14 protein-coding genes are annotated in these 15047 nt (G+C 62.8%); 9 read left to right on the top strand and 5 right to left on the bottom strand.

From position 1 onward, the window contains the following. Positions 1–39 precede the first annotated feature (39 nt). The 3 genes from lpdA to JQ609_RS05820 all read left to right on the top strand — a co-directional run bounded on the left by lpdA (position 40) and on the right by JQ609_RS05820 (position 3940). Positions 40–1461, top strand: a complete 1422-nt coding sequence (gene lpdA / locus JQ609_RS05830) for a dihydrolipoyl dehydrogenase (protein WP_212272358.1) — start codon at positions 40–42, stop codon at positions 1459–1461. Positions 1462–1597: 136 nt separating this feature from the next. After that, positions 1598–2839 carry a threonine synthase gene (locus JQ609_RS05825; protein WP_212272357.1) on the top strand — a complete coding sequence of 414 codons (1242 nt, stop codon included), beginning with the start codon at positions 1598–1600 and terminating at the stop codon, positions 2837–2839. Positions 2840–2968: 129 nt separating this feature from the next. Continuing rightward, on the top strand, positions 2969–3940 hold the full coding sequence (locus JQ609_RS05820; RefSeq protein ID WP_212272355.1) for a tripartite tricarboxylate transporter substrate binding protein BugD: 972 nt from the start codon (positions 2969–2971) through the stop codon (positions 3938–3940). A 46-nt stretch (positions 3941–3986) separates the two neighbouring features. Here the strand turns inward: JQ609_RS05820 and JQ609_RS05815 are convergent, their stop codons facing one another. Then, a complete protein-coding gene (locus JQ609_RS05815; protein WP_212272354.1) occupies positions 3987–6257 on the bottom strand; it encodes a lytic transglycosylase domain-containing protein in 2271 nt (756 codons plus the stop codon). 174 nt (positions 6258–6431) lie between these two features. Then, the gene (locus tag JQ609_RS05810; RefSeq protein ID WP_212272352.1) at positions 6432–6596 is read right to left on the bottom strand and encodes a hypothetical protein; all 165 of its coding nucleotides are present in this window, start codon (positions 6594–6596) and stop codon (positions 6432–6434) included. A gap of 288 nt (positions 6597–6884) precedes the next feature. On the opposite strand from JQ609_RS05810, the gene JQ609_RS05805 reads away from it, so the two are divergent. The 4 genes from JQ609_RS05805 (at position 6885) to JQ609_RS05790 (ending at position 11297) form a co-directional block, all read left to right on the top strand. Then, a complete protein-coding gene (locus JQ609_RS05805) occupies positions 6885–7073 on the top strand; it encodes a hypothetical protein (protein ID WP_212214328.1) in 189 nt (62 codons plus the stop codon). 62 nt (positions 7074–7135) lie between these two features. Beyond that, positions 7136–7330, top strand: coding sequence for a hypothetical protein (locus JQ609_RS05800; protein WP_212214325.1), 195 nt, complete (start codon positions 7136–7138; stop codon positions 7328–7330). 43 nt (positions 7331–7373) lie between these two features. Further along, complete coding sequence (locus tag JQ609_RS05795; RefSeq protein ID WP_312014806.1) at positions 7374–7763, top strand: response regulator; 390 nt, start codon at positions 7374–7376, stop codon at positions 7761–7763. 1047 nt (positions 7764–8810) lie between these two features. After that, positions 8811–11297, top strand: a complete 2487-nt coding sequence (locus JQ609_RS05790; RefSeq protein WP_212272350.1) for a bifunctional diguanylate cyclase/phosphodiesterase — start codon at positions 8811–8813, stop codon at positions 11295–11297. 4 nt (positions 11298–11301) lie between these two features. Here JQ609_RS05790 and JQ609_RS05785 read toward each other — a convergent pair whose 3' ends face one another. Beyond that, entirely contained in the window at positions 11302–11865 is a 564-nt protein-coding gene (locus JQ609_RS05785) for a nitroreductase (RefSeq protein WP_212204870.1), read from the bottom strand. Between the two features lie 172 nt (positions 11866–12037). Here JQ609_RS05785 and JQ609_RS05780 point away from each other — a divergent pair, with 172 nt between their 5' ends. Beyond that, a complete protein-coding gene (locus tag JQ609_RS05780) occupies positions 12038–12340 on the top strand; it encodes a type II toxin-antitoxin system HigB family toxin (protein WP_409363364.1) in 303 nt (100 codons plus the stop codon). An 11-nt stretch (positions 12341–12351) separates the two neighbouring features. Continuing rightward, positions 12352–12723 carry a type II toxin-antitoxin system HigA family antitoxin gene (locus JQ609_RS05775; RefSeq protein ID WP_212204872.1) on the top strand — a complete coding sequence of 124 codons (372 nt, stop codon included), beginning with the start codon at positions 12352–12354 and terminating at the stop codon, positions 12721–12723. Here the strand turns inward: JQ609_RS05775 and JQ609_RS05770 are convergent. Both JQ609_RS05770 and thrS read right to left on the bottom strand, forming a co-directional pair. After that, a complete protein-coding gene (locus tag JQ609_RS05770; RefSeq protein ID WP_212272348.1) occupies positions 12720–12929 on the bottom strand; it encodes a hypothetical protein in 210 nt (69 codons plus the stop codon). The genes JQ609_RS05775 and JQ609_RS05770 overlap by 4 nt on opposite strands. Continuing rightward, on the bottom strand, positions 12929–14974 hold the full coding sequence (thrS, locus tag JQ609_RS05765; RefSeq protein WP_212272346.1) for a threonine--tRNA ligase: 2046 nt from the start codon (positions 14972–14974) through the stop codon (positions 12929–12931). The genes JQ609_RS05770 and thrS overlap by 1 nt, the downstream gene beginning before the upstream one ends. Positions 14975–15047 lie beyond the last annotated feature (73 nt).

Genomic DNA, 15047 nt, shown 5'->3' with positions numbered 1-15047 from the left:
CGGAAGCGAATAGTCCGGTTGAATGATGAGAATGAGCGCATGGCCGACACTTCCTTCGACGTCATCATCATCGGCTCCGGGCCCGGCGGCTATGTTACGGCGATCCGCGCCGCGCAGCTTGGCTTCAAGACCGCGATCGTCGAGAAATCCTATCTCGGCGGCATCTGCCTGAACTGGGGCTGCATCCCGACCAAGGCGCTGTTACGCTCGGCGGAAATCTACCACTACATGCAGCACGCCAAGGATTACGGCCTGTCGGCCGAGAAAGTGTCCTACGACCCGAAGGCGGTGGTGCAGCGCTCGCGCGGGGTTTCAAAACGCCTCAATGACGGCGTCGGCTTCCTGATGAAGAAGAACAAGGTTTCGATCATCTGGGGCGACGCCTCGATCGACGCGCCGGGCAAGGTCACGGTGAAGAAATCCGCGGTCGAGGCGCCGAAGGGCACCTTGGGTGAGGGCGCCTATCAGGCCAAGCACATCATCCTTGCCACCGGCGCGCGACCGCGCGTCCTGCCGGGGCTGGAGCCCGACAAGAAGCTGGTGTGGACCTATTTCGAGGCGATGGTGCCGGACAAGATGCCGAAGTCGCTGCTGGTGGTCGGCTCCGGCGCGATCGGAATCGAGTTCGCCTCGTTCTTCCACACCATGGGCGCTGACGTGACCGTGGTCGAAGTGCTGCCGCAGGTGCTGCCGGTGGAAGATGCCGAGATTTCCAAACTCGCCCAGAAGGCGTTCGAGAAGCAGGGCATCAAGATTCTTCTCAACACCAAGGTGACGAAGCTGGAGAGGAAGAGCGACAGCGTGGTCGCGACGCTGGATGACGGCAAGGGCAAGACGCAGTCGATCGAGGTCGATCGCGTGATCTCCGCGGTCGGCGTCGTCGGCAATATCGAAAACCTCGGTCTGGAAAAGCTCGGCGTCAAAACCGATCGCGGCTGCGTCGTGATCGACGGCTATGGCAAGACCAATGTGCCCGGCATCTACGCCATCGGCGACGTCGCAGGCCCTCCGATGCTGGCGCACAAGGCCGAGCATGAGGGCGTGGTCTGCATAGAGGCGATCAAGGGCCTGCATCCGCACGCCATGGACAAGAACCTCATTCCCGGCTGCACCTATTGCCACCCACAGGTCGCCTCGGTCGGCCTCACCGAGGCCAAAGCGAAAGAGGGCGGCCGCGAAATCCGCGTCGGACGTTTTCCGTTCGTCGGCAACGGCAAGGCGATCGCGCTCGGCGAGGACCAGGGCCTCGTCAAGGTGATCTTCGACAAGAAGACCGGCCAGTTGCTCGGCGCCCACATGATCGGCGCCGAAGTCACCGAACTGATCCAGGGCTACGTCGTGGCGATGAATCTGGAGACGACGGAAGAAGAGCTGATGCACACCATCTTCCCGCATCCGACGCTGTCTGAAATGATGAAGGAAGCGGTGCTCGATGCCTATGGCCGCGTGCTGAACATATAGCTTGTCATGCGCGGGCTTGACCCGCGCATCCATCAAAAACGAAAGCACTTGATTCAAGGGATGGATTGCCGGGTCAAGCCCGGCAATGACAGCAGAGAACCAAATGCCGTCGTCGCAAGAAGAAAGAACAAAGCCCGTGAAAGAAAACGACAACCTGACCATCGAGCGTCCGACGTTCGTCACCCATCTCGAATGCGCGATGGAAGGCGATCATTATCCCGCCGACCAGATCCACAATCTCTCCAAGGCGAACAAGCCGCTGCTGGTGCGCTACGATCTTGCCGGCGTGAAGAAAGCGCTGACCAAGGACGCGCTGGCGCAGCGGCCGGCCGACATGTGGCGCTACCGCGAGATGCTCCCGGTGCGCAAGGTGACTGACATTGTCAGCCTCGGCGAGGTGACGACGCCGCTGATCCGGCTGCCAAAGCTCGGCAAGAAGCTCGGCGGCGGCGAGATCATCGTCAAGGACGAGGGCCGGCTTCCCACTGGTTCGTTCAAGGCGCGCGGCCTCGTGATGGCGGTGTCGATGGGCAAGGCACTCGGCATCAGGCACATGGCGATGCCGACCAACGGCAATGCCGGCGCGGCGCTCGCCGCCTACGCCACCTCCTGCGGCATCAAGACCACGATCTTCTGCCCGGCCGATACGCCGGAAGTAAATGTCAGCGAGATCGAGCTGCAGGGCGCCACGGTCTATCGGGTCAACGGCCTGATCGACGACTGCGGCAAGATCGTCGGCGAGGGCAAGGCAAAGGCCGGCTGGTTCGACACCTCGACCCTGAAGGAGCCGTACCGGATCGAAGGCAAGAAGACGATGGGGCTCGAACTCGCCGAACAGCTCGGCTGGGACGTGCCCGACGTGATCTTCTATCCGACCGGCGGCGGCACCGGCCTGATCGGGATGTGGAAGGCCTTTGCCGAACTCGAGGCCGTCGGCTTCATCGGTTCAAAACGTCCGCGGATGGTGGCGGTGCAGGCGTCGGGCTGCGCGCCGATGGTCCGTGCCTTCGAGAACGGCACCGAGCACGCGCCGCGCTGGGAAGACGCCCACACTATTGCATCGGGCATCCGCGTGCCGCAGGCGGTCGGAGATTTTCTTATCCTGCGCGCGGTCCGCGAGAGCAAGGGCTTTGCAATCGCGGTCGATGACGAGAAGATTTCTGCTGCGCTCAATGAAGTGGCGCGCGAGGAAGGCTTTTTGTTGTGTCCGGAGGGCGCGGCGACCTATGCTGCCTACAAGGAAAGCCTTGCCGACGGCCGCGTCACGAAGAATGATCGCGTGATGCTGTTCAATTGCGCGACAGGGCTTAAGTATCCGTTGCCGCCGGTCACGCGCACGCTCGATCGACATCAGCCGATCGACTACGCGCAATTTTAAGCCGTGCGAAACTATAGGACGTCATTGCGAGGAGCGTAGCGACGAAGCAATCCACACCTACTTTCCGGCCCAATGGATTGCTTCGCTCCGCTCGCAATGACGGTGAAACGTTTTTGAGGGGAGGGGTTGATGCGAAAATTATTACTGGCTGCGCTTTCGGTGTTGGCGTTCGGCGGCGCCGCGTCAGCGCAGAATTTCCCCTCGCGTCCGATCACCATCATCGTGCCGTTCTCCGCCGGCGGTCCGTCGGACGTGATGGCGAGAATCCTGGCCGAGCGCATGAAGACGACGCTCGGCGAGGTCGTCCAGATCGAGAACGTCACCGGTGCCGCCGGTTCGATCGGCGTCGGCCGCGCGGTGCGGTCACCGCCGGACGGCTACACCATCAGCTTCGGCCATCTCGGCACCCACGTGGCCAACGGCGCGATCTACAACAAGCTCGGCTACGACCTCGTCACCGATCTCGAGCCGGTGGTGCTTCTGCCGAGCAACACGATGATCGTCGTCAGCAAGAACGCGGTGCCGGCGAAATCGCTGGGCGAATTGCTGGCGTGGCTCAAGGCGAGGCCCGAGCCGGCGGCGACCGGCACCGCCGGCGCCGGATCGGGCAGTCACATCGCCGGGCTCTATTTCGAGAACGTCACTGGCATCAAGCTGCAGTATGTGCCGTATCGCGGCACCGGGCCGGCCATGAACGACCTCGTCGCCGGACAGATCGATATGATCGTCGATCAGCTCTCCAATTCGATCAACCAGGTGCGCGCCGGAACCATCCGCGGCTATGCCGTCACCGATACCAAGCGCTCGGAATCCGCCGCCGACATTCCGACTGCCGAAGAAGCGGGCTTGCGCGGATTTCACATGACGCTGTGGTCGGGCTTGTGGGTGCCGAAGGGTACGCCGAAGGAAATCGTCACCAAGTTGAACGCGGCGGCCGTCGAGGCGTTGAACGATCCGGCGGTGCGCAAGCAGCTCGAAAACCTTGGCCTGCAAATGACGCCGAAGGACAAGCTGACGCCCGAAGCGCTCGGTGAGTGGCAGAAGGCGGAAATCGCAAAATGGTGGCCGATGATCAAGGCCGCCAATGTGAAGGTGGATTGAATATCCTCGTCGTCCCGGCTCAAGGCCGGGACGACGGTGAGAGAGTCTATTGCGCCGCGCTTGCCGGAGCCGCCGGTGCCGCATTCGTCTCCTGCGTCGCGACGCGCTCGCCGCTCTTCGCCGCCATCGCCGTGCCGCTGTCGAAGCGGACGCGGTAGACCGCCAGATTCTCGATCACGCGCTGGACATAGTTTCGCGTCTCGGAGAACGGAATGCGCTCGACCCAGTCGACCGGATCGACCTTGGGATCGCGCGGGTCGCCATACGCCTTGATCCAGTCCCGGACCCGGCCGCGACCGGCGTTGTAGCCGGCGAAGGTCATGATGTGGGAGCCCTTGTATTCGCGGAGCAGCGCGCTGAGTTCGCCGGCGCCCATTTGGGTGTTGTAGACGGGATCGGAAACCATCCGGTCCCAATCATATTTGACGCCAAAGCGCTTGGCGGTATCGCGTCCGGCCTCCGGGGTGATCTGCATCAGTCCGACCGCATTGGCGTGAGACTTGTCGCGCTGGTCGAACGCGCTCTCGGTGCGCGCCACCGAGTAGATCATGCTGTGCTCGATCTCGGGCGCGATCTGCTTGTGCGGCGGAATTCCGATGGTCGGGAACGCGTAATGGTCGAGCGCCAGCCCGCGGCCGAGCGAGGGTTTTCCGATCTGCAGCATCGCGCGGGCATCGTTGCGGCGGCCGGTGAGTTCGCCGAGCGCTTCGAGCAGCGCCACATTGGAGCTTTGCTCGCCGAGATCGGTGACGAAATAGAGCACGACGTCGCGCTCGCCGATCTCGTAGAGCATGTCGGCGGCGCGAACGCGTTCGTCGACGCTCGATGCGCCGGCCGACGCGAGCGCCGGAGAGGGCGGGCGCAATTCGATCTTGTCGCGGCCAAGTTTGGCGTGCGCGAGCTGGCCGTAATAGGCGGTCGGGTAGCGCGCGGCAGCTTCATAGCTCGTGCGCATCATGTCCTTGTCGCCAAGGGCTTCGGCGACCCGCCCGCGCCAGTAATGTGCCCGCGACAGCACGGTGGGATTGGCCTGGCCCTCGTCGATGCGGGCGAAATGCGCCCGCGCGCTGACGGGCTCATCGAGATAGCGCAGGGCGATCCAGCCGCACATGAAGTGGTAGTCGGACCGGTAGTATTCATTCGCCGCCAGCGCCGCGGGCTGGATGACCTGGTAGGCGGTCAGGAACTTACCTTCATCGAGCAGCTTGCGGGCGAGCGAGCGCCGCTCGCGCCACCATTGATCGGTGTCCTGCAGCGCCATCGTTTCCGGCGAGGCGGCCAGCATCAGGCGCGCCGCGTCGTCAATGCGCTTCTCGGCGAGCATCCACTGTATCCGGCACAGCGTGTAGCCGAGATCGGCGCGCGCCGCCGCCGGAACGTCGTCAAGCGCTTCCTTGGCCTTGTTCGATTTGCCCCTGACCGCGGCACAGGCCTTTACGATCGCCAGGTCGTCGTCGCCGAGGAGTTTGGCGGCGCGCTTCGCGCCTGCGAGATCCTTGGCGCCGATGCGCTTGTCCATCCGCGCGCGGTGATCGTCGCGGGTGAGAAGGTCGCGGAACTGCTCCAGCACGTCGGGTTCGACGCGCTCCGACAATTCGTCCGAACGCCACGCGTCGCGCACCAGCCGGCCCGCGCCGTCGCGATCGCCTTCACTGAGCTTGACGCGCGCGAGCGCCAGTTTGCCCCTGGCGCTGATCGGCGCCTCACCGGTGAAGCCCCGCACCTTGGCGCCATCGGCGCGCTCCTGCCACAGCCGCGCTTCGGCCCGCCGGCGCAGCTGCGCCGCGCTCGGCCATTCCGGATGGGCGGCGATGAAGGCGGCATAGCGGCTGAAATTCGCCGTGGTCTCGGAGTGGCGCAGGATGAACCATTCGACCAGCTTCTGGGCGGCCGGATCGGCGATCCTGTTGCGCGTCGCGGTCGCCTCGTCGGTCTTCGCCTTGCGCGCGAGATTGATCGCTTCCTTCACCAGCGCGAGATCGCCGGTCAGTGCCGGAACGGTCTCTTTGGCTGTCTCCTTGGCAGTCTCCTTGGGAGCGGGGGCGTCCTTTGCACGCTTTGACTTCTTCTTCGCGTCGGCATGTTTCGCGTTCTTCGCAAGTTTCGCATGGCGGCGCTTTTCGGCCGCAGCGGTGCGTGGCGGACCAGCATCCTTTTTCGCATCGAGCGTTTTCTTCGCATCGTGCGGCTTCTTCGCATCGTGCGTTTTTTTGGCGGGTTGCTGTTTGGGATTGGTCCGCGCCGTCGCCTCGGGCGCGAACAGGGCGAGCGCGGTTGCGGCGAGAAGACAGGACAGTGAGCGCAAGCAACGGTTCATTCCATGGTGCTCCCCATGAGTCACAAACCAAGAATCGCACGTCGCGTGCGGCCCGAGCCGTCCGAGAGGTAGCACGAGATCGATTAATCAATTGTCGCATCGGCGCAACAGCGCGCGGGAAACCGCGCGGCAGATGGAACCCGCAGGTCGATGGAATCCAACAGGGCGGCTGACCTATTTAGGTGTCTGCAGTTCGTGCGAGGAGGCCCATTCGTCCGCCTGGGACGGGGCCTTCAGGTCGCCGGGCCGCTTCAAGGCCGCAAGCCGGAACAGGCCAACGACCACGATTGCCGGTAGGACGATGGCGGCGGCGGAAAGCGCCAATAGCGAGGTCCACATGGCAGCACACCAGTGTCTTGCTGCCCCACGAATAAAACCGGAGCGGGCCGGGCTGCGTTCCCAGAAGCAGAACAAGCCGCCGTGATGTGGAACCAACATTTCCCACGGAACTTGGTTTAGTCCATCGGGCGATTACCGCTGATTTGCGTCCGATGCGGAATGGCGGCCCCAGCCATTAACCCCTCCCACTGGGGCCGTTTCCTTGGCTGCTCCCCAAAAACAGAAGATGCGGTCGCCCCGGAACGAATGACCCTTGTGTCGGTTAGCGGACTCTCAGGGTTAGCTCAGATGAGCAAGCAAAGCGAAGATCTCCGAGAGCAAGCCCGACGAGCAGGCCGCCTCGCGCTGACGATGAGCGACCTCGAGGCCTCGGTGAAACTGAAAGAATTGTCCAAACAGTACGACGCCGACGCCGAGAGGCTGGAGAAGATCGACAGCCCGGCGTCAGGCACGACGCGTGGTGGCCTTCAAGGATGAGAATATCTCCGGTTCAGGTTCGTCCCATGTACCCTTGGCGGTTTGGCGAATTCGATAATGTGATGGACGACGCGCTCAACATCGCGATGGACTATCTCATTCGCACCGAGCAGGCTGTCGAATTCCGGGAGACGCAGACCGTGGCCGCAAACGCCATCGCGGACGCCTGGCGTGCAGGTGTGCGCAGTCGCATGCGGCTTACCAACGTGGCGATAAGGGCGGTCGAACAAAACCGCGATACATCGGGGAACCCTTAAGCCAGCACGATCGCGGCCGATCGGGTGGCCAGGCGAGGGCCGGTTGAACAATAACCGCTTTCCGGGATTGAATACTCAAGAGGCCGCCATGATGAATTTTATTGCTCTTGTTGTGGAAGACGACCCGTTGCAGCGGGCGTTCTTGGCTGACCTGCTCAAAGAGCAAGGCCTCGAAGTGGTCGAGTGCGCGAGCGCGGAGGCGGCCGAACTCGTGCTGGTTGCGACCGGCACTGAACTGCGGGCCCTGGTAACGGACGTAAATCTTGCGGGCGATATGTCCGGCGTCGCGCTGGCGCAGTACGCCAAACGCAAGTTCCCCCTTTTGAACGTGGTGATGGTGTCCGGACGCGGCCCACCTTACATTCCGCAGGATACGCGCTTCCTGATGAAACCCTTTCTGCCAGACGAGTTGCTCGACGCCGTCCTGAACTAGATCGGCTCGCGCCGCCCTGAGGGACGGCCCTTCAGATATTTGAGGCCCTCGACGGCCAGCGTGCGTTCATCGAAGCGCTTTTGCCTTCGAGAAATTTGGCGACGTTGTCCCTGGCCAGCCGTTCCTGCTCCGAAGTGAGATTGACCATCATTCCATAGGTCTTCATCGCACGGTCAATGTGCCATATCGCGCTGACGGCAGGTAATGTGCGGCAAACTGACCCGACGGGCAAATCAGTTCTGATTTACGGAAATTGTGTCAAGCAGAAAGTTTCTGTAAATCAAAAATATTTCTGTTGTCGGCCGACCCAAATCAGTGCGCATCTATCGCCATCCCGTCCCACTCAGAGGGCGTCGGCGGTCGTCACGGACGTTGGGCGGGTTGCGGTGGACGCTGGTTTACGCTGAGACGACGGCGTGGATAGGCGTACGGCAAAACCGTGTGGTCCTGGCGCCCGTTGCAGGCGTCAAGCTGTCGGAGAAGCGCAAGCGGGAACGGCAGCGACGGAGTCAACCAAGAACTCGTCTCCGGGGAGATCACGGCATAAGCGGTAAAGCCACTGCGCAGGGAATGTCGGATGTTCTCCGCTGCCCTGTATGCTCGTGTGCACCTTGTTTTGTGCAAACCGCACGCGAGACCGCGGGTGCAGCGCGCATCCGGCATTCCCTGCGCCCTCTCTTTTGAGAGGTGCGAAAATTACCAGCAAACCTCGGGCGCGTCGCGTCGCGAGAAGGCGAAGCCACATCTGGAGCTCAGGTGCCATCATTGCGAGCGAAGCGAAGTAATCCATGCCTCAGCGAGTGGATAGATGGATTGCTTCGCGGAGCCTGTCATCGGGCGCGCATTCGCGCGACCCGTTGGCTCCACCCATCCTACCTGCAGCAAGCATCACTCAACTGTCATAGTTTCTAATGCGCACTAACCATCGCACAACTTAAAACTGTCATAATCGCCGGATCGGTGCATCGCTTCCGCAATTTTTACACGGCATTAAACCCGGCTGCATTGGGATGCGCACGGGATGAAGTTCGGGTAGCGGGGGCGGTCATGGTTGCGACCAACAAAAAGAAGTCGGCCGGAAAGCCGGGGAAATTCAACACGGAGATGTTCGACGACGTTCCGGTGCTGCAGCGCAAATGGAAGGCCGCGTTGCGGCCGGGCGAGGCACTGCCGCGATATGAAGATGTCATGCTCGGCAGTCTCGGTCGGCTGGCCGATCATATCGTCTTGCTCAGGAAAGATGACGACGCGCTCGGTTTGTCGCGCAGCGGCCGCTACATTCAGCAATGGTTCAACGACGACCGATGGGACATTCCGTTGAGCGACTTGCCGCCGGATTGCGCGACCGCGCTCGGCGAGGCGGCGTCGAGTGCGCTTCAAAATGGCCGTCCGTATCTCGCGTCGGCACATTGCGTGCGCGACGGGCTGGTGCGGACCTATGACGTGCTGGCGTTGCCGACCTCGTCGCGCTGGGGCGGCACGTTGGTCGGGGCCTATGTCAACGAACGTGACGCCCAGTATAATCTGCTGGATACGATCTTCTCCGCGACCGACGAGGGCGTGCTGTCGCTGGCAGCCATTCGCGATGCCGCCGGCCAGCCGGCCGACTTCCAAATCGTCCATCTCAATCAGGGCGCGGCCCGTCTGCTCGAGCAGCCGCTGGCCGCGCTGTTGTGGCGCAGGCTCGGCGCCGGGGGAAACCTGTTGTGCGCGCCTGATGTGATCCGCCAGTTGCGCGACATCGTCGCTTGCGACGATGGCGGCCAGATCGAGATCGACCGCGACGATCGCAGCCTGCGACTGGGCGTCACGGCGTTCGGCGACATGCTCTCGCTGACGCTCTCCGACGTGACGGCGCTCAAGCGAAGCGAGGTCTCGTTCCGTCTCTTGTTCGACAACAATCCGATGCCGATGTGGGTGTTCGACGCCGAGACGACCCGGTTCATCAGCGTCAATGACGCGGCCGTGCAGCATTACGGCTATAGCCGTGAAACGTTCCTGCAAATGCAGCTGCGCCAGATCTGGCCGCAGGACGAATGGGCCACCCACAGCCAGGCGCTGCAGCAGGTCGGCGATGTCTACGATTCAGGCCGCGACTGGCGGCATCTCAAGGCCGACGGCAGCGAAATCCATGTGCTGACATTCGGACGGCGGGTCGCATTCGATGGCCGCGACGGCTATCTGGTCGCCGTGGTCGATATCACCGAGCGCCGCAAGGCCGAGGCCCGGATCGCCCATATGGCGCATCATGACGGCCTGACCAATCTGTCCAACCGGGATTTCTTCCAGGATCGCCTTCGCCTCGCACTGGAGCGGAGCCAGCCCGCGGGCAAGCGGGTGGCGGTGCTGTGCGTCGATCTCGACTTGTTCAAGAACGTCAACGACAGTTTTGGTCATCCGATCGGCGACCGCCTGCTGAAGGCGGTGGCCGAGCGGCTGCGGTCCGAGGTTCGCGGCGACAATCTCGTCGCCCGGCTGGGCGGCGACGAGTTCGCGATCGTGCTGCCTGCAGACGTCTCGCCGACCGAGGCCAGCGATTTTGCCGACCGGCTGATCGGCGTGCTGAGTGTCGGCTATGATATCGACGGGATCGAGGTCATCGTCGGCGCCAGCATCGGCATTGCGCTGTCACCCGGTGATGGGGCGAGCTGCGAGGAATTGATGCGCAACGCCGACATGGCGCTGTACCAGGCCAAGTCCGACGGCGGCGGCGTTCACCGTTTCTTCGAGCGCGAGATGAACCGGCAGGCGCAGAAGCGCCGCGACATGGAGCGCGACCTGCGGCGGGCCTTTGCCCATGGCGAGTTCGAACTGCATTACCAGCCGCTGGTGGACATCGCCGCCAATCGGATCAGCGGCTTTGAATCGCTGCTGCGCTGGCGCCATCCGGACAAGGGCATGGTCTCGCCCGCCGAGTTCATTCCGGTCGCCGAGGACATCGGCCTGATCGTCGCACTCGGCGAATGGGTGTTGCGGGAGGCGTGTTCGGAGGCGATGAACTGGCCGGCGGATATCAAGGTCGCCGTCAACCTGTCGCCGGTGCAGTTCCGCAGCCGCCATTTGGTTCAGGCGGTGATTTCGGCGCTGGCGCATTCCGGACTGTCGCCGCGGCGGCTCGAGCTCGAAATCACCGAGTCGGTGTTCCTCGCCGAGACCGAAGCCAATCTGGCGATCCTGCACCAGCTGCGCGAACTCGGCGTCAGCATCTCGATGGACGATTTCGGCACCGGCTATTCCAGCCTGAGCTATTTGCGGAGCTTTCCGTTCGACAAGATCAAGATCGACCGCTCCTTCGTGAAGGATTTGGCGCAGCGGTCCGACTGCGTCGCGATCGTGCGGGCGATCTCGGGCCTTGGCCGCAGCCTCAACATCACCACGACTGCCGAAGGCGTCGAGACCACCGACCAGCTCGACTGGCTGCGCGCCGAAGGCTGCAACGAGGTGCAGGGCTTTTTGTTCAGCGCGGCGAGACCGGCCTCCGAGGTTGCAGCGCTGTTATCCGGATTCGGTCCGCGGGCCTCGAAGGCGGCGTGAGCGATCAGAACCGCGTCACGATATCCGATAGTGCGGGGCGAGGGCGGTCCTCGGCGGGCTTTGACGGCGTACCGATATGGATGAAGCCGGCAAGCTTCTCGTCCGGCTTCACGCCGAGCCCTTCGAGCACGTCGCGGTCGAATGCGAACCAGCCGGTCAGCCAGTTGGCGCCGTAGCCGAGCGCGGTGGCCGCAGTGACGATGTTCATGGCGCTGGCGCCGGCCGACAATTCCTGCTCCCACGCCGGCACCTTGGGGTGCGGTTTGACAAAACTCACCACCGCGATGACCAGCGGCGCATCCATCAGCCGGCGCTTCTCCATTTCGACATCGGCCGCCGGTGCGCCCGGATTCTTCCGCGCGAACACGGCTGCGATGACGTCGCCGGCGCGGGCGCGGGCATCGCCTTCGAACACGATGAAGCGCCACGGCGTCAGCTTGCCGTGATCCGGCACGCGCGAACCGATAGTCAGGATGGTCTCGAGTTCGGCGGCCGAAGGGCCGGGGCCGCTCATCTCGCGCGGTTTGACGGAACGGCGGAGTTTCAGGAGTTCAAGGGCGTCGGGCACGATGAGGCTTTCGTTGCAAGAGTTGGCGACCGGATATCACGTAGATAGGAAGCCGACGAGGCTGGTGAAGGCCTTTTTAGACCGATTGTGATCAGAATGGCGAGGATGACCGGCCGGACGGCTCGCGACAAAAGTCTTGGTCCCAAGGTGGGACTATGATAAGATTCAGGCGGTGAGAGTGATAGCGCTCAGCACGATCAAGAATTTTCTCGGGCGAAGCGCGGATGTTGCCGACGCCCGCGAGCCGGTCATGGCGTGGTTTCGCCAGGTGAGGCAGGCGGATTGGGCGAAGCCGGCGGACGTCAAGCGGGACATCCGTAGCGCCAGCATTCTCAAGGATGGCCGCGCTGTCTTCAACATCGCCGGTAACAAATATCGTATCGTGGTCTGGATCAACTATCCCTATCGCGTCGTCTATATCAGGTTCATCGGCACGCATCGGCAGCACGACTCGATCGATGCGCAAAGCATTTGAGGATTCCGATTATGGATATAGCGCCCATTAAATCCCATCGTGACTATCGCCGCGTGCTCAAGGAGATCGAGGGGTTGATGAGTGCCCGGCGCAATTCACCCGAGGGTGATCGGCTAGATGTTCTGGTCACGTTGGTGGAAGCGTGGGAGCGTAAACATTACCGGCTCGATCTGCCGGATCCTGTGGAGGCGATCAGGTATCACATGGAACAAAGCGGCTTGCAGCCGCGCGATCTCATCCCTTTTATCGGCAGCCGGAATCGCGTGCACGAAGTGCTAAATCGTCGGCGCGAACTCACGCTCAACATGATTAGACGGCTGCACGAGGGACTCGGCATTCCCGCCGAATCCCTGATCAAGATCGGGCAGAACAAGGCTGCCTAAATCGGCGGCGCCCGCTTCGCCGGCATCTTCGCCGCCCGCTCCAGAATATCCTTCCCGAGGTCTTCCAGGATCTCCCGCGTCGCCAGGAACAGGCTGTGGCCCTCTTCGGTTTCGATCGCCAGCGCCACCACCGTCGGCCGGTTGGGTTCCGGGATCAACTGGTAAGCCCGGATCGGAAAGGCCGGAAGCTCCTGCTCGTCGGTCATCAGGTCTCGAGCCTGGCCCGCTTGACGTCCGGCGGGGTGGCTTCCTCGACCAGCGCCGCCAGCGCCTCGTCGGTCGGCATCACCTTCTGGCCTTCGCTGCCGAGCCGGCGGACCGAGACCGAATGGGTCTCGGCTTCCTTCTTGCCGACGACGAGAAGGGCCGGGATTTTCGCCAGCGAATGCTCGCGGACCTTGTAGTTGATCTTCTCGTTGCGCAGGTCGATTTCGACGCGCAGGCCGGCGCGCCGCGCCGCCGCAGCGACCACCTTCGCGTATTCGTCGCCTTCGGAAGTAATCGTGGTGACGACGGCCTGCACCGGCGCCAGCCAGAGCGGGAAGTTGCCGGCAAAATGCTCGATCAGGATGCCGATGAAGCGCTCCATCGAACCGCAGATCGCACGATGCACCATGACCGGCACCTTCTTGGAGCCGTCGGCGTCGATGTAGAACGCGCCGAACCGTTCCGGCAGGTTGAAGTCGACCTGCGTGGTGCCGCATTGCCAGTCGCGGCCGATGGCGTCGCGCAGCACGTATTCGAACTTCGGCCCGTAAAACGCGCCTTCGCCGGGATTGATCGCGGTCTTGATGCGGTTGCTGCCGCTGGCCTGAATTTCCGACAGCACGGTGGCCATCACGCGCTCGGCGTGGTCCCACATCTCGTCGGTGCCGACGCGCTTCTCCGGCTTGGTCGAGAGCTTTATGGTCAGCTCACCCTCGAAGCCGAAATCTGCATAGGTCGACAGGATCAGGTCGTTGATCTTGAGGCACTCGTCGGCGAGCTGCGCCTCGGTGCAGAACACATGCGCGTCGTCCTGCGTGAAGCCGCGCACGCGCATCAGGCCGTGCATCGCGCCCGACGGCTCATAGCGGTGCACCACGCCGAATTCGGCGAGCCGCAGCGGCAGGTCGCGGTAGCTCTTCAGGCCATGCTTGAAGATCTGCACATGGCCGGGACAGTTCATCGGTTTGAGCGCAAACCAGCGCTTGTCCTCGGCTTCGTCGCCGGCCGATTGCGCCGCGAACATGTTTTCGCGGTACCAGTCCCAGTGGCCCGAGGTCTCCCACAGCACCTTGTCGAGGATCTGCGGCGCGTTGACCTCGCTGTAGTCACCGGTCAGGCGGCGGCGCATATAGGCGATCAGCGCCTGAAACACCGTCCAGCCCTTCGGATGCCAGAACACCACGCCGGGGCCTTCCTCCTGGAAGTGGAACAGGTCAAGCTCGCGGCCGAGCTTGCGGTGGTCGCGCTTCTCGGCCTCCTCGATCTGCTTCAGATAGAGGTCGAGGTCTTCCTGCTTCGCAAACGCCGTGCCGTAGATGCGCGTCAGCATCGGGTTGTTGCTGTCGCCGCGCCAATAGGCGCCCGCGACCTTCATCAGCTTGAACGCGTTGCCGACCTTGCCGGTCGAGGTCATGTGCGGCCCGCGGCAGAGATCGAACCAGTCGCCCTGGAAATAGATCTTGATCGGCTCGTCGCCGGGAATGGCGTCGACCAGTTCGACCTTGAAGGCTTCGCCCTTGTCGCGGAACACCTGTTTGGTCTTCTCGCGCGACCAGACTTCCTTGGTGAAGGGTTGGTCGCGCGCGACGATCTCGCGCATCTTCTTTTCGATCGCCGCGAAATCTTCCGGCGTGAACGGCTCGTTGCGGAAGAAGTCGTAATAGAAGCCGTTTTCGATCACCGGGCCGATGGTGACCTGCGTGCCCGGCCACAGCGACTGCACCGCTTCGGCCAGCACATGGGCGGCGTCATGCCGGATCAGTTCCAGCGCGCGGGGGTCGTCGCGGTTGACGAACTCGATCCTGGCATCGCCCGAGATCGGATCGTTGAGGTCGGCGACCACGCCATCGAGCGCCATCGCGACCGTGCGCTTGGCCAGCGACGGCGAGATGCCCTTGGCGATCTCGAGCCCGGTAATACCTTGAGGAAATTCGCGCCTGGCGCCATCGGGGAAGGTGAGGGTGATTTTTTGCACGGGTTCGGCCGGTTTCAAGTTCGCAAGGCCAAATTGGAATCCCGGTGCGGGTGCATTGCTGTCAGGCATTGGCGTCTCCTAAAGCTCACTCCTGCGAACGAGCGCAGGTAAGCGGGAACAGGCGGTATAGCAGGGGATTCGG

Source organism: Bradyrhizobium sp. AUGA SZCCT0169 (genome assembly GCF_018130085.1).
GTDB lineage: Bacteria > Pseudomonadota > Alphaproteobacteria > Rhizobiales > Xanthobacteraceae > Bradyrhizobium.
This window is presented reverse-complemented; position numbering and strand designations above follow the sequence as displayed.

Bases quoted from the DNA above. Each gene is read 5' to 3' on its own strand.
- JQ609_RS05810 (WP_212272352.1), bottom strand. From the start codon at position 6,596: ATGTGGACCTCGCTATTGGCGCTTTCCGCCGCCGCCATCGTCCTACCG.
- JQ609_RS05815 (WP_212272354.1), bottom strand. From the start codon at position 6,257: ATGAACCGTTGCTTGCGCTCACTGTCCTGTCTTCTCGCCGCAACCGCG.
- lpdA (WP_212272358.1), top strand. From the start codon at position 40: ATGGCCGACACTTCCTTCGACGTCATCATCATCGGCTCCGGGCCCGGC.
- thrS (WP_212272346.1), bottom strand. From the start codon at position 14,974: ATGCCTGACAGCAATGCACCCGCACCGGGATTCCAATTTGGCCTTGCG.
- JQ609_RS05820 (WP_212272355.1), top strand. From the start codon at position 2,969: ATGCGAAAATTATTACTGGCTGCGCTTTCGGTGTTGGCGTTCGGCGGC.
- JQ609_RS05775 (WP_212204872.1), top strand. From the start codon at position 12,352: ATGGATATAGCGCCCATTAAATCCCATCGTGACTATCGCCGCGTGCTC.
- JQ609_RS05770 (WP_212272348.1), bottom strand. From the start codon at position 12,929: ATGACCGACGAGCAGGAGCTTCCGGCCTTTCCGATCCGGGCTTACCAG.
- JQ609_RS05805 (WP_212214328.1), top strand. From the start codon at position 6,885: ATGAGCAAGCAAAGCGAAGATCTCCGAGAGCAAGCCCGACGAGCAGGC.
- JQ609_RS05790 (WP_212272350.1), top strand. From the start codon at position 8,811: ATGGTTGCGACCAACAAAAAGAAGTCGGCCGGAAAGCCGGGGAAATTC.
- JQ609_RS05800 (WP_212214325.1), top strand. From the start codon at position 7,136: ATGGACGACGCGCTCAACATCGCGATGGACTATCTCATTCGCACCGAG.